General features: G+C 63.5%; 10 protein-coding genes, 1 tRNA gene and 1 pseudogene. 6 read left to right on the top strand and 6 right to left on the bottom strand.

Features of this window, described 5'->3' with window-relative positions; genetic code table 11:
- The 3 genes and pseudogenes from DH10_RS13195 to DH10_RS13185 all read left to right on the top strand — a co-directional run.
- A pseudogene (locus DH10_RS13195) lies at positions 1–1,939 on the top strand (S8 family serine peptidase); the annotation flags it as partial.
- Entirely contained in the window at positions 1,932–3,455 is a 1,524-nt protein-coding gene (locus DH10_RS13190) for an MBL fold metallo-hydrolase (RefSeq protein WP_192245104.1), read from the top strand. The pseudogene DH10_RS13195 and the gene DH10_RS13190, both read left to right, overlap by 8 nt.
- A gap of 144 nt (positions 3,456–3,599) precedes the next feature.
- Positions 3,600–3,770, top strand: a complete 171-nt coding sequence (locus DH10_RS13185; RefSeq protein WP_192245102.1) for a hypothetical protein — start codon at positions 3,600–3,602, stop codon at positions 3,768–3,770.
- A 64-nt stretch (positions 3,771–3,834) separates the two neighbouring features.
- Here the strand turns inward: DH10_RS13185 and DH10_RS13180 are convergent, their stop codons facing one another.
- The 4 genes from DH10_RS13180 to DH10_RS13165 all read right to left on the bottom strand — a co-directional run bounded on the left by DH10_RS13180 (position 3,835) and on the right by DH10_RS13165 (position 6,610).
- Positions 3,835–4,575, bottom strand: coding sequence for a glucose 1-dehydrogenase (locus DH10_RS13180; RefSeq protein WP_246505897.1), 741 nt, complete (start codon positions 4,573–4,575; stop codon positions 3,835–3,837).
- Positions 4,576–4,677: 102 nt separating this feature from the next.
- A complete protein-coding gene (locus tag DH10_RS13175; RefSeq protein ID WP_246505896.1) occupies positions 4,678–5,589 on the bottom strand; it encodes a substrate-binding domain-containing protein in 912 nt (303 codons plus the stop codon).
- Between the two features lie 142 nt (positions 5,590–5,731).
- Positions 5,732–5,806: transfer RNA gene (locus tag DH10_RS13170), tRNA-Val, on the bottom strand.
- A 123-nt stretch (positions 5,807–5,929) separates the two neighbouring features.
- Complete coding sequence (locus DH10_RS13165) at positions 5,930–6,610, bottom strand: phosphoglycolate phosphatase (RefSeq protein WP_192245098.1); 681 nt, start codon at positions 6,608–6,610, stop codon at positions 5,930–5,932.
- A gap of 155 nt (positions 6,611–6,765) precedes the next feature.
- Between DH10_RS13165 and rpiA the strand changes: the two genes are divergently transcribed.
- The 3 genes from rpiA (at position 6,766) to gor (ending at position 9,607) form a co-directional block, all read left to right on the top strand.
- On the top strand, positions 6,766–7,497 hold the full coding sequence (gene rpiA / locus DH10_RS13160) for a ribose-5-phosphate isomerase RpiA (protein ID WP_192245096.1): 732 nt from the start codon (positions 6,766–6,768) through the stop codon (positions 7,495–7,497).
- Positions 7,484–8,101, top strand: coding sequence for a DUF2059 domain-containing protein (locus DH10_RS13155; protein WP_192245094.1), 618 nt, complete (start codon positions 7,484–7,486; stop codon positions 8,099–8,101). The genes rpiA and DH10_RS13155 overlap by 14 nt, the downstream gene beginning before the upstream one ends.
- A gap of 117 nt (positions 8,102–8,218) precedes the next feature.
- A complete protein-coding gene (gene gor, locus DH10_RS13150) occupies positions 8,219–9,607 on the top strand; it encodes a glutathione-disulfide reductase (protein WP_192245092.1) in 1,389 nt (462 codons plus the stop codon).
- 129 nt (positions 9,608–9,736) lie between these two features.
- Here gor and mgtE read toward each other — a convergent pair whose 3' ends face one another.
- Entirely contained in the window at positions 9,737–11,101 is a 1,365-nt protein-coding gene (mgtE, locus tag DH10_RS13145; RefSeq protein ID WP_192245090.1) for a magnesium transporter, read from the bottom strand.
- Between the two features lie 281 nt (positions 11,102–11,382).
- Positions 11,383–13,302, bottom strand: a complete 1,920-nt coding sequence (locus DH10_RS13140; RefSeq protein WP_192384787.1) for an ABC transporter ATP-binding protein/permease — start codon at positions 13,300–13,302, stop codon at positions 11,383–11,385.
- Positions 13,303–13,410: the final 108 nt, after the last annotated feature.

Here is a 13,410-nt window from a genome sequence, read left to right as displayed (position 1 = left end):
TCCCGCCGCAAGTCCGGCGCCGATCAAGCGCAAGCCGCGGCCGCTGCCGCCGCCGCAGCGACGCCTGCGCATCTATGCGCTCGACCCGTCGGTCGCCAAGCGGCTGGACTCGGTGTCGGTCTACCAGGCGACGCTTTCGGTTCCCTGGGACGACGAACCATCGGCCGACAAGCCGCTGCAGCCCGGCCCTATCGGTGAATATCTCGAAGTGGTCGATGTCGATCCGGCCTCCGACCGTGTCTACGACCCGGTCGACCTCAACGACAAGGTGCTTCTGGCGCTAGACGGCCTGCCGCCTTCGGAGGGCAATCCGAAGTTTCACCAGCAGATGGTCTATGCGGTTGCCATGACCACGATCGGCCATTTCGAGCGCGCGCTCGGGCGGCGGGCGCTATGGGCGCCGCATTATTCGCAAAGCCCCGGCCGCAGTGGCGACATGACGGTGAAGGCGCATTATGTGCCGCGCCTGCGCATCTATCCGCATGCGCTTCGCGCCGAGAACGCTTACTACAGCCCGGAAAAGAAGGCGCTGCTGTTCGGCTATTTCCCGGCAACCAGCAATGAGGGCGACGTCACCACGCCCGGGACGACGGTGTTTTCCTGCCTGTCCAGCGATATCATCGCGCACGAGATGTCGCATGCGCTGCTCGACGGGCTGCATCGCCGCTTCCAGGAGGCATCCAACCCGGACGTTCCGGCCTTCCATGAGGCCTTTGCCGACATCGTCGCGCTGTTCCAGCATTTTACCCTGAAGGAGCTGGTGAATTTCGAGATCGGCAACGCGAGGGGCGATGTGTCGGCGGCATCGCTGCTCTCCGGCATCGCCAAGCAGTTCGGAGAGGGCAGCGGCAGGGCAGGGCCATTGCGCGAATATGGCGGCGCCGGCATGGCCGACCTCGACTACGACAAGACGTTCGAGGCGCACGATCGTGGCTCCATCCTCGTCTTCGCCGTCTACCAGGCGTTCATCGCCATCGCCGACCGCCGCACAGACGATCTGATCCAGCTTGCCACCGGCGGCACCGGTATCCTGCCGGCGGGCACCTTGCATCCAAACCTGGTCGAGCGCCTCACCGATGAGGTCGCCAAGACCGCCAGGCAGATGCTGACCATGTGCATCCGCGCGCTCGACTATTGCCCCGCCGTCGACATCACCTTCGGCGAATACCTGCGGGCGCTGATCACCGCCGACCGCGATGCCTACCCGGACGATCCGCTGCACTATAGGCTGGCGTTCCTGGAATCCTTCCGCAAGTGGAAGCTTCTGCCGCGCGACGTGCGCACCATTTCGGAAGAGACGTTAGCCTGGAGCGCGCCGGAAGATCCTTCGCCTCCCTGGCTGAAGGGCTTGCTCGCCAAGGTCGACCTCGGCTGGAACCAGAAGCTGAAACGCTCCGAGATCTTCGCCCTCAACGACAGGAATCGCTACGCGCTGTGGAAGGCGATGCACAAGGCCTTCGCTTCCGATCCCGACCTCTACAAGCAGTTCGGCCTGCTGCCCGACCTGCCGCGCTATAATGAGGACGGCACGGTCATGCACCCGCCGAAGAAGGGCGAGACGACCTTCGACATCTACAGCGTTCGTCCCACCCGGCGCGTCGAGCCGGACGGCTCGTTCCGCGTCGAAGTGGTCGCGGTCATCCAGCAGCGGATACCCATCACCTTCGACGGCTCGCCGGCCCCGCAAGGCGTCAACAAGGGTGACGGCTTCTTCTGGTTCCGCGGCGGCGCCACCATCATCATCGACCCGCGCGAAGGTTTTGAGGAAATGCGGTACGCGATCATCAAGAACACCGGCAGCGCGGACCGGCAGAAGCGCCAGGCTCAGACGGTGAGCGCAAACTATCTGTCACCGCTCCGGGCGCTCTATTTTGGCGGCGAGGTTTCCGAGCCCTTCGCCATGCTGCACGCCAGCGACGGAGACGACGACCATGTCTAGGAAGCCAGCGGCAACAAGGCGGCGTCGAGGGGCCGCGGCCTCCACGGCACGCACGCCTTCTGTCACCGTCCGGCACTATTGCCAAGGCATCGGCGACTGCCATCTGCTCACCTTCATCAGGCCCGACGGCTCGCCGTTCCGGATGCTGATCGACTGCGGCATTCACGTCTCGATCACGGGCGGCCCGGCGCTGGTCGCCGACATCGTCGCCGACCTCAAGAAGGAGACGGGCGGCAAGCTCGACGTGCTCGTCATCACCCACGAGCATTGGGACCATGTTTCGGGTTTCCTGACCGCAAAGGATCTGTTCAAGGATTTTTCCGTCGGCGACGTGTGGATGGCGTGGAGCGAAAACCCGGCCGATCCGGATGCCATGGAACTTGACAAGTTCAAGGGCCAGGCGCTGGCTGCGTTGCAGGGGGCAAGCCAGAAGCTCGACGGCATGCAGGGGCTCAACCCCTACATGGAGCGGGTGCGCGATGGGCTGCAGGCTGTGCTCGGCTTTCAGTTCGGCGCCGCCGGCGAGCGGGTGCGCTCCGCGCGCGATGCCGCGGCAAAGTTGTCGGCAAAACCATCGCCCACCTATTTCGAGCCCGGCGGGGCGCCGCAATCGATCGTGGAACTTCCCAATCTTCGGATTTACGTGCTCGGGCCGCCGCGCGACAAGGCGGCGCTCCGGCTGGAGGAAAAGGCGAGCGAGATGTTCCCGCTCGCCAGCGGCGGGCCGTTCGCGCGGGCGCTTTCATCCGGGCTCAGGATGAACCAGGCCGACGATCCGACTTATATCGACGAGCTCAGTCCCTTCGAACGCAATATCGGCACGCCGCTCTCGGCGGCGCTGAACGGCGAGAAGGGCAGCGATCCGGCCGTCGATATCGGCGCCTTTACCCGCAAGCACTATTCCGGGCCGGTCTCTAGCGCGGCTCCCATGGAGGATCGTGACCAGTCGTGGCGCCGCATCGACGCAGACTGGATGGCGATCGCCGCCGACCTCGCCTTGCAGCTCGACCGCGGCGTCAACAACACCAGCCTGGTGCTGGCCTTCGAATTCGTCGACAGCGGCCGGGTGTTCCTGTTTCCGGGCGACGCCCAGATCGGCAACTGGCTGAGCTGGAAGGACCTGAAATGGCCGGTGGGGCAGGCGACCGTCACTACGGCCGATCTGCTCGCTCGTACCGTCTATCTCAAGGTCGCTCATCACGGCAGCCAGAACGCCACGCCGCAGAAACAGGGCCTCGATTTGATGACAAGCCAGGACCTTTCGGCCTTCATTCCCACCAACAAGCTGGATGCGGTGAAGGTGCATTGGGGCGAGATGCCTTATGACCCGATCCTGACCGCGCTCGAAGCCAAGACCAAGGGCCGCGTCATCCGTGCCGACGATGCCTGGCTGGCCGGTGCAAATGGAAAACCGGGTTTTGCTTCGCCCTCAGGCTCGATCCTGGCGGTGCGCAGCGCGCCGCGCGACCCTGCTCGGGGCCCCGGCGGGCTCTGGGTCGAAGTCGATTTCGTCTAGGGAGCGTCGGCGGCGGCACGCTCCAGGCGCGGGTTCTGTCAGTTTCCCGCATCATGCCGATTGCGAAAAATCGAAAACCGCACTATTGAGCGCACGGCTGATTGAGGGCGGCCATCCATCCTATCTGCATAGGTTCGTCGCTCCATGCCCGACAACTTCTCGCGCATCATTGCTTTTCTTGCGGTGGCCATGGCCTTGCTTCTCGCAGGGATTTACTTCCATCACGGCAACATGGTGGCCACGCTCTATTTCATGACCGGCGCCATCCTGGTGACGGCGGTGACGCATTTGACTGTGCGCAGAGGGTTGATCTGAGCAGCGTCGGGCGCCGCCAACCGTTTGTTGTCTGGCTGCCATACTGTTGAAGCCAGTTCGCAGGTCAGAGGGAGACCGATAGCCCCCCGTCGACCGCCAAAACATGTCCGTTGACGTAGGCGGCAGCGTCGGACGCGAGAAACACCACGGCTCCGCTGACTTCCTCAGGTTGGGCCCAGCGGCCAGCAGGAGTTCGCGCCTCGACCCATTTGGTGAAGGCCTCGTCGTTGATAAGTGCGGTATTGAGCTCGGTGGCGAAATAGCCGGGGGCAATCGCATTGATGGTGATGCCGTGACGGCCCATCTCGGCGGCGGTCGAGCGTGTCAGTCCATGCAGCCCCGCCTTTGCCGCCACATAGGCGTGAATTGTGGGTCGGCCAAGGATCGCTGCAACCGATCCAGTGTTTATGATGCGCCCAAATTTGTTCGGCAGCATCAGGCGCACCGCCTCGCGCATCATGCGGAAGCAGGCCGAAAGATTGACTGCAATCACGCGGTCGAAGTCCTCGTCCTCCCATTCGATCAACGGGCTGCGATGCTGGATACCGGCGTTGTTGACCAGGATATCGAGGCGGCCGTGGCGTTCGACGATTCCCTCAAGCGCCGCCCTTGAGATCGCCGCGTCGGCAACATCGAACGGCAGGGCCTCTGCCCCGATCTTTTGCGCCGCCACGGAGAGGGTGTCCATGTCGCGGGCATTGACGATCACTGTTGCGCCGTTTTCCGCAAGCGCCTTTGCCATCGCGAAGCCGAGGCCACGCGAAGCACCTGTCACCAACGCGACCCGGCCTTCGAGCGAGAACATTTCCGACATTGAAATCCCCGGAGCGAGATGAGATGAGAATGCTTCAATCTAACCGCATCTCGCTCCAATGAAAGGGAGGGACTTTTCTCCCGCCCTAAAGCACTATTTGGCGACGCAGGTGTCGGCCGTCTGCGGAGTGCAGACGTCGAGGCCTGTGTAGGTCGGGTCAGCCGGCGGCGCCTTGCCGTCCTTCATGTCCTTCAATGCCATCATCGTCTTGTAGCCCATTTCGAACGGCCTTTGGCCGACTTGGCCAAGCGAGAGGCCTTCCTTCATCTGGTCGATCTGCACGGGAAGCGTGTCGGCGACGACAAGGGCCAGCGCTTTCGAGGCGATCTTGTCTTTGTACGGTGCGACCGCGGCGCGGTTGGCATCAGGAATGAACTGCGGGAAGCCACCAGTTGGGATGAATGCATCAAGGTTCGGATTTTTCGCCATGATGTCCTCAAACTGCTGCACCGAAAGCGGGAAATCATCGTTGGTGTAGAGCGGACAGCCTTCGATTTCGGTCCAGCCGTTCTGGCCCGTCAGCCGGTCCCCGGGCGAGGCCGTCGATTTGGTGCCCGAAAGCGTATCGCGAATGCCCTGCATGCGTTCATTGTGGTTGGCCGCCGCCGCGCCGCCCGACTGGATGCAGATCGTGCCGCCTTTAGGCTTGACCTGCATGGCAAGCTTGGCAAGGTTCACGCCGATCTCATAATTGTGGGTGCCGATATAGGCGACGCGGAGATCCTTGTTCTCGGGCAGCAGGTCGGAGTCCCAGGTGAGGACCGGGATGCCGGCTTCCTTGGCGGCCTGCAGCGCAACCGCCATCGCCGCGGCGTTCGATGGCGACACGGCGATGCCGTCCACCTTCTTGGCCACGAGATCCTGCACGATCTGCACCTGCTCGTCGCCGCCGCCATGCTCGCCGGGGCCGATATACATGCATTCCAAGGCGCCATTCGATTCGGCTTCGGCCTTCTTGCAGCCGTCGCGCGCCTGGTCGAAATCGGCGGTTTCGGCCGACCGCATCTGCCCGCGACTTCCGGGGCTGACGTCCGTGGCTTCAGGTCCCGATCGGCGCAATCAAGTCTATCAGTCTCGGCCGAAGTAAGGCTTTGCTGTACGGTTTTGGTACGCGGGGATTTTCGGTATGGCTAAGTGTTTGAAAAGATGGTGGGCGATGCAGGGATTGAACCTGCGACCCCACCCGTGTGAAGGGTGTGCTCTCCCGCTGAGCTAATCGCCCGCTCGTTGCCCGAAGGCCGAAGCGAGCCGCGATATAAGGGAGGCGGGTGCGCGAAGTCAAGGCAATGTGCCGACGATCTGCCATGATCGATTTGCCGGGCCTCGGTAGGTCGGAAAAGCAGACTCAGCGCGCGGCGGCAATCAGCCGTTCGGCCAGTTCCGGCGTCAGCGTGTCGAAATGCGAGATCACCAGCGTCGGCTCGAACTCTCGCACGTGGCGGTCCGTGTAGCCGAAATCGACCGCCACCACCGGAATGCCGGCCGCCTTGGCGGTGTCGATGTCGGTCTGCGAATCGCCGACCATCAGGGCGCTGTGCGGATCGCCGCCGGCGAGCTTGATCGTCTCGGTCAGGTGGCGCGGGTCGGGCTTGCGGAAGGCGAACGTGTCCTGGCCGCAGATCGCGGCGAAGTACTTTTCCATGCCGAGCGCGCCGATCAGCGCCACCGAATTCGCTTCGAATTTGTTGGTGCAGACCGCCATCAGGCAGCCTGCGGCCTGCAAGCGGTCGAGCGCCGCGATGACACCGGGGTAGGGACACGACTTGCCTGGAATGTTGATCGTGTAATGGTCGAGGAAGACTTTCAGCAGCCGGTCGTGCTCTTCCGCCATCAGCGCTTTGTTCTGCGCCGCATGCGCGCGTTCGATCATGACGCGGCCGCCATGGCCGACGAAGCGCCTGAAGCCGGCCTCGTCGACCGCGGCAAGCTCGCTTGCCGCCAGGCTGTGGTTGAGGCTGTCGAGCAGGTCCGGCGCGGTGTCGATGAGCGTCCCGTCGAGGTCGAACACGATGATCGGTCGAGTCATGGCCAGTCCTGCGGCGATTGAGGTGCCGCAGCCGATACAGGCTGCGCGGTGGTCAAGCAAGCAGCCTCTATCGGTCCACAGGCAGAGCCTTTGACGGGACAGGCAAAAATGCTAGGAGGCGCGCGAAACCAGCGAAATCGGGGCAAGAGAGCGGCATGGACGCAAGGCAGTTGAAGGTCGAGGCCGCGCGCGCGGCCCTTGCCCATGTCAGCAGCGGCATGCGGCTCGGCATCGGCACCGGCACGACCGCCGACGAGTTCGTCCGGCTGCTGGCCGAGAAGGTCGCGACCGGGCTTGCCGTCATCGGCGTGCCTACATCCGAGCGCACCGCGGCACTGTGCCGCGAGCTTGGCGTGCCGCTGTCGACGCTGGAGGAAACGCCCGAGCTCGACCTCACCATCGACGGCGCCGACGAGATCGACCCGGCGCTGACGTTGATCAAGGGCGGCGGCGGGGCGCTCCTGCGCGAAAAGATCGTCGCGGCGGCGTCCCGGCGCATGATCGTGATTGCCGACCAGTCCAAGATGGTCGAGACCCTCGGCCGTTTCCCGCTGCCGATCGAAGTCAACAAGTTCGGCCTGCGCGCCACCGAGATCGCGGTCGGCGCGGCGGCGGTACGCCTCGGCCTTGCCGGCCCGGTGACATTGAGGATGACGGGAAGCCAGCCTTTTGTTACAGACGGCGGCCACTTTATCCTCGATGCATCTTTTGGCCGCATTCCGGATACAAGAGCGCTTTCGAATGCTCTCTTCGCCATTCCAGGCGTTGTCGAGCACGGTCTATTCATCGGGCTGGCGTCAGCGGCCATCATCGCCGGCGGCGACGGCATCCAAACCGTCCATGCCGCCCGAAAACCAGGGAGTTCTATCGACCATGATGTTGCATAAACGGGTTCGCCGCCTTTCGACGCTTCTGGCGGCCTCAGCCGTCCTTGCGCTGTCCTCGCCGGCGTTTTCTCAGGATATCAGCGAATCGCATCTCAAGGCCGCGAAGGCCGCCGTTGCGGCTATTCACGCCACGGACCCGTTCGACAACATACTGCCGCAGGCGGCGGCCGCGCTCGAGAACCAGCTGATCCAGAAAAACCCCGACATGCAGGAGCTGATCGGCAAGACCGTTACCGAGAAGGCGATCGGCCTCGCTTCGCGGCGCGCCGACCTCGAGAAGGAGGCGGCGCTCGCCTACGCCAAGGTGTTCTCTGAAAAGGACCTCAACGATATCGCCACCTTCTACAGCTCCGATGCCGGCAAGAAGCTGCTCGACAGCGGCCCGGCGGTCACGCGCGACCTCGTGAAGGCGGCCGACATCTGGCAGAACGGTGTCGCCCGCGATCTCGCACAGCAGGTCGGCGAGACACTCGCCGCCGCCGCCAAGGCCGCGGCGCCGGCCAAGCCTGCGCAGGATGCGACCGCTCCCGCCGACGGCGCCGCTCCGGCCGACAACCAGGCACCTGCCGACAACTCGGCTCCGGCTGACGATTCGCAGAACTGATTGCTTCAGGCGGCTCACTGTCGACTGGACCAGAAGAGCTCGGGTTTCCCGGGCTTTTCTTTTGCCTGCCGGCAGCCTACCTCTGACGCGACCTTTCACTTCGCAGGAGCCCATCCGATGGCCGGTTACGACTATGATCTCTTCGTCATCGGCGGCGGCTCCGGCGGGGTGAGGGCGGCTCGCGTTGCTGCCTCGCTCGGCAAGCGCGTCGCCATCGCCGAGGAATATCGCTATGGCGGCACCTGCGTCATCCGCGGCTGCGTGCCGAAGAAGCTCTATGTTTATGCCTCGCAGTTCCCCGAGCATTTCACTGATGCGGCCGGCTATGGCTGGACGGTGCCGGAGGCAAGCTTCGACTGGTCGACACTGGTTGCCAACAAGGACAAGGAGATCGCCAGACTGGAGGCGATCTACAAGAGGAATGTGGAGGGCGCGGGCGGCGAGACTTTCCATTCGCGCGCGGTGCTCGTGGACCGTCATGCCGTCTATCTGACCGCCGAGGACCGCACCGTCACCGCCGACCAGATCCTGATCGCCACGGGCGGCAGGCCGGCCCCGCATCCCGCGCTTTCCGGCCACGAATATTGCATCTTCTCCAACGAGGCTTTCGATCTCAAGCAACTGCCGAAGGCGATCATGATCGAGGGCGGCGGCTATATCGCCGTCGAATTCGCCAATATTTTCCATGGTTTAGGCGTGGAGACCACGCTGGTCTATCGCGGCCAGGAAATTCTTTCGCGCTTCGACACGGACCTTCGCCGCTCGCTGCACGAGACCATGGAGAAGAAGGGGATCAGGATCCTCTGCCACGCGGTTTCCGAATGGGTGCGCAAGAACCCGGACGGCAGGCTGGACGTGCTGCTGTCCGGCGGCCAGACGCTGACGGTCGACCAGGTCATGCTGGCCATCGGCCGCATCCCGAATACTGAGAACATGGGGCTCGAAGGCGTCGGCGTCGAACTCGGCAAGACCGGCGCGATCGTCGTCGACCAATATTCCCGCACCAATATCGACAACATATGGGCGATCGGCGACGTCACCCACCGCGTGCAACTGACGCCGGTGGCGATTTACGAAGCGATGTGTTTCATCGAGACCGCCTTCAAGGGCAACCCGACGGCGCCCGACCACGACACCATCGCGACGGCCGTGTTCTCGCAGCCGGAGATCGGTACGGTCGGCCTGTCTGAGGATGAGGCGGTCAAGCGCTTCCCGGATATCGAGGTCTATCGTGCTTCCTTCCGTCCGATGCGGCACACGCTGTCCGGCCGCGACGAGAAGATGCTGATGAAGCTGGTGGTCAACGGCGCCTCGCGGAAGGTGCTCGGTGCCCATATTCTGGGGCCTGATGCCGGCGAGATGGCGCAGCTTCTCGGCATTCCGCTGAAGGCGGGGCTGACCAAGGACGATTTCGATCGTACCATGGCCGTCCATCCAACCGCGGCGGAGGAACTGGTCACCATGTACAAGCCGACCTACCGCGTGAAGAACGGCGAGCGCGTCTGAACTGCCGGAGCGAACCATGCCTGCCGCCGGCGCAGAGGCTTACCCGGATGCGGTGCGCGACGCGATCTACGGTTTCTGAATCAGGTGGAGGTCGCCGCCGGCAAGGCCGGCGACGGTGAGGACAGGGTTTTAAAGCAAGGTGCCGCGCAGGATCACCAGCGCCACCGAGAAGTAGATGACCAGCCCGGTGACGTCGACGAGCGTGGCGACGAACGGCGCCGAGGCGCTGGCCGGATCGAAGCCGATGCGCTTCAGCGCGAACGGCAGCATCGAGCCCGACAGCGAGCCGAAGGTGACGATGCCGACCAGCGCCGAACCTACCGTTGCCGCGATCAGTATCCAGTGCGGGCCATAGTCGTAGAAGCCGAAATACTGCCAGAGCGCAATGCGGCAGATGCCGACCATGCCGAGGATCGAGCCGAGCACCAAACCTGTCGGCAACTCGCGCAAGGCGACACGCCACCAGTCGCCAAGGCCGATCTCGCGCAGCGCCAGCGCGCGGATGACCAGCGAGGTCGCTTGTGAGCCGGAATTGCCGCCCGAGCTCATGATCAGCGGGATGAAGAGGGTGAGCACGATCGCCTTCTCCAGCTCGCCTTCATAGCTTTGCATGGCGTTCGCCGTCAGCATTTCGCTGAGGAACAACGCGCAGAGCCAGCCGGCGCGCTTCTGGATCATGGCAAGGAAGCCCATCTTCATATAGGGCTCGTCCAGCGCCTCCATGCCGCCGAAACGATGCACGTCCTCGGTCGTTTCCTCGACCATGGTGTCGATGATGTCGTCGATGGTGACGATGCCGAGGATCTTGCCGTGATCCACAACCGGCACGGCGAGCAGGTCATATTTGGAGATCGTCTGCGCCAACGTTTCGCGATCGGTCAGCGGCGTGACCGTCACCGGCATGCGATCCGGCGCCACCGACAGTATCGAATCCTCCGGCTCGCCGGTGATCAGCCTGCGCAAGCCCGTCGCCCGCAGCAGGAGCTGCGTCTGCGGGTCGGTGATGTAGATCGCATAGACGGTCTCGCGGGTGCGCTCGACTTTGCGGATGTAGTCGAGCGTGCGGCCGATGGTCCAGTCCGAAGGCACGCTGACGAACTCCGTCGTCATGATCGAGGCGGCGCTCTCTTCGGGATAGCCGAGAATGGAAAGCAATGTGGCGCGCAGCGGCGGAGCAAGCGCGCCAAGCAGTTCCGAGCGCGCAGGCTCATCCAGCTCGCGCAGGATGTCGGCCGCGCGGTCGACCGACATGGCGGTGAGCAGCCTGCCCGCCTTGGCGCGCGGCAGGGCTTCGGCGAGCTCCGGGGCGCTTTCGAGCTCCGGCTGGTCGAAGATCTCGACCAGCCGCTCGAACGGCACCGCGCAGAGCAGCTCGATCGCCGTCTCGCGAGGTTCGTGGTTGAGGGCTTCGACGACGTCGGCGACGTGATCGTTGGCAAGAACACGGGCGACGGCGACGGCTTCGTCGTCCAATACGGGTGCGAATTCGTTCATGGCTCACTCCTTGCCGTCCGGCAGGACGCGAGCCGTCAGGTCACGTCAAGGCGGACGGCGGTTGCGTTCGACTGTGACTGTCGCCAGGCATGGCGGGTTGACCTTTCTGCTCGCGGGGTTCGCGTTTTGAAATCTGCGAGCGGGCGCAACATAGGAGCGCATGTTGCCGAGTCAATCGCGGAGAGCGCGAAAAATGGATGAAGGGACGCCGGATCGCGAGACTGTGATCGACAGCAACCGTCGCCACACCGCGGCGGCCGGTCAAAGGCTTGGTATGACTGCTATTTCTGCTTCAGCCGGCGGAAGCGCAGCCATTTGTCCTCGGTCGGCCGCGGCGGCTGGGCGAGGATGGTGGTGAGCTCGCGTGGCAGTGTGGGGACCAGCGGCTTCTTGGTCGCGACGCCGTCGGTGATCGCGACGACACTGTGGTAGAATTCCTCACCGGAGAGCGACCGCGGCGGCACGGCTTCGTGCATCACGCTGATGACCGTGACATCGGGGCAATTGGCCTTGATCGCCTCGTGGAAGGCGATCTTGCCTTCGGGGTCGAGCGCGCCTGTCGCTTCGTCGAGGAACAGCAGCCCAGGCTGCTGCAGGATGATGCGGGCGACCACCAGCTTCTGCTTCTGGCCGCCGGACAGGACCTGATCCCAGATCTTGCCCTCGCGGCTCTCATCGGTCAGGTGGCCGATGAATTCGCCGAGGCCCGCCTTGTGCAGCGCCGCCGCCACCTGCATGTCGCTGTGATCGTTTTCCGAGCCCGGCAGGCAGACGAGCTGCTTCAGCGAGACCTGCTGCAGCTTGACCTCCTGGGCGGCGTAGAAGCTCGTCACCCCTTCCGGGAACACGATGGTGCCGCGGCCATAGGGCCACAGGCCATTGATCGCCTTGATAAGCGAGGTCTTGCCGCAACCGGACTCGCCTTTGAGGAATGTCCATTCGCCGCGACGGAAGCGCAGGTTGGCGGCGCTGAGGAAGGGCGTTGCGTCTTCGCCCTGATGCGCCAGCTCGAGCTTCTGGATGGTGAGGCCGAAGACAGGGTTTTGGCTGCCATAGGCGAAGTCGGAGCGGCCGGTTTGGCGATAGAACTCCTGCGGCTGCTGGACGTTCTCGATGGCGTTGGCGAGTTCGGTCACGCGCTGGCTGTTGGCCCGAAGCGTGGCGATCGCCGGCATCACGTGGATGAACCATGAGCACTGGCTGATCAGCTGCGCGACCATTTCGGAGCCGGTGATGTAGCCTTTGTAGTCCAGGCGGTTATGGATGAACGATACGAGACCCGGTCCGTAGGCAACAATACGAGCGCCGATGAAATTGTAGATCAGCTCGAACACGATGAAATTGTAGATCAGCTCGAACGAGGTGTAGCTGGTGTTGACGACATTGAGCCGACCCCATGTTTTGTCGATATCGACATAAAGCCTGTCGTGCATCGACTTTTGCACGCCTTCGCCATGCGAGGCGGCGACGTGGAAGCTGCGGCGCAGGAATGTAGTCAGTTCGCTGCGGTAGCTGCCCTCTGCCTGCTGCATGCGGACGTTGAGCCGCTCAAGCAGCCGCCCCAACTTGACCGCGATCCAGGTGTTCAGCGGCACGTATGTGGCGACGGCAAGGAAAGCCAGCACCGCAGTGCCGTAGCTGCCGAGAAACTCCAGCCCTTTGACCTCCACCGAGGCTCCGATGAGATTCTCGCCGACGAAATAGAGCGAGGTCGCGACACCCAGCACGCCCATGGCGAGGCCGATTGCGCCGCCGGTCATGTCCTTGATCGATTCCTGGATGCGCTGGTCGATGTTATCAGGAGCGACGATGCCGCCGGCCGCCGAACCATGCTGGGCATGGAAATGCGTGTGATTGCCGTCGAGCAGGGCTTGGTTGAATTGGCTGTTCAGCCAGCCTCGCCATTTACGGTGCAAGGTCGTTGAAACGAGATTGCGTACGCCGGTGAAACCGGCATCTTTCAGCACAACCAGCAGCACCAGTATGCCGGCATTGGTCAGAATTGTCTGCAACGGGTGGGTGTTGGCGGCATCATGGAGGAAGGCGATCGAATTGCCGAGCTCGCCCAACGCCATGGCAAACCACACGCCGGCCTTGCTGGAGAGCGCTGTTAGCAGCGCGATCACGAGGGTGAGGGTCCAAGCTTCCTTCCACCGGTCGGAGAACCAGTAGGCTCGCATCAGCCCCCAGAAAGTGCGCATCGACGATACCGGCGTCAGGGGCGAGGGCTTTGCCGCCTCGCTGAATGTTTGCTCCGGTACTGTACGTCGCGGTCTACCGACCCGAATCACGATCCCGCCCAAACCTTT

The organism is Mesorhizobium silamurunense, from assembly GCF_014843825.1.
GTDB classification, from domain to species: Bacteria; Pseudomonadota; Alphaproteobacteria; order Rhizobiales; family Rhizobiaceae; genus Mesorhizobium; species Mesorhizobium silamurunense.
Note: the sequence above shows the minus strand (reverse complement) of the source record. Positions and strands in the feature narration are given on the sequence as shown.

Excerpts from the sequence above, each read along its gene's own strand:
- DH10_RS13190 (WP_192245104.1), top strand. The coding sequence starts at position 1,932 with ATGTCTAGGAAGCCAGCGGCAACAAGGCGGCGTCGAGGGGCCGCGGCC.
- DH10_RS13185 (WP_192245102.1), top strand. The coding sequence starts at position 3,600 with ATGCCCGACAACTTCTCGCGCATCATTGCTTTTCTTGCGGTGGCCATG.
- DH10_RS13180 (WP_246505897.1), bottom strand. The coding sequence starts at position 4,575 with ATGTTCTCGCTCGAAGGCCGGGTCGCGTTGGTGACAGGTGCTTCGCGT.
- DH10_RS13175 (WP_246505896.1), bottom strand. The coding sequence starts at position 5,589 with ATGCGGTCGGCCGAAACCGCCGATTTCGACCAGGCGCGCGACGGCTGC.
- DH10_RS13165 (WP_192245098.1), bottom strand. The coding sequence starts at position 6,610 with ATGACTCGACCGATCATCGTGTTCGACCTCGACGGGACGCTCATCGAC.
- rpiA (WP_192245096.1), top strand. The coding sequence starts at position 6,766 with ATGGACGCAAGGCAGTTGAAGGTCGAGGCCGCGCGCGCGGCCCTTGCC.
- DH10_RS13155 (WP_192245094.1), top strand. The coding sequence starts at position 7,484 with ATGATGTTGCATAAACGGGTTCGCCGCCTTTCGACGCTTCTGGCGGCC.
- gor (WP_192245092.1), top strand. The coding sequence starts at position 8,219 with ATGGCCGGTTACGACTATGATCTCTTCGTCATCGGCGGCGGCTCCGGC.
- mgtE (WP_192245090.1), bottom strand. The coding sequence starts at position 11,101 with ATGAACGAATTCGCACCCGTATTGGACGACGAAGCCGTCGCCGTCGCC.
- DH10_RS13140 (WP_192384787.1), bottom strand. The coding sequence starts at position 13,302 with ATGCGCACTTTCTGGGGGCTGATGCGAGCCTACTGGTTCTCCGACCGG.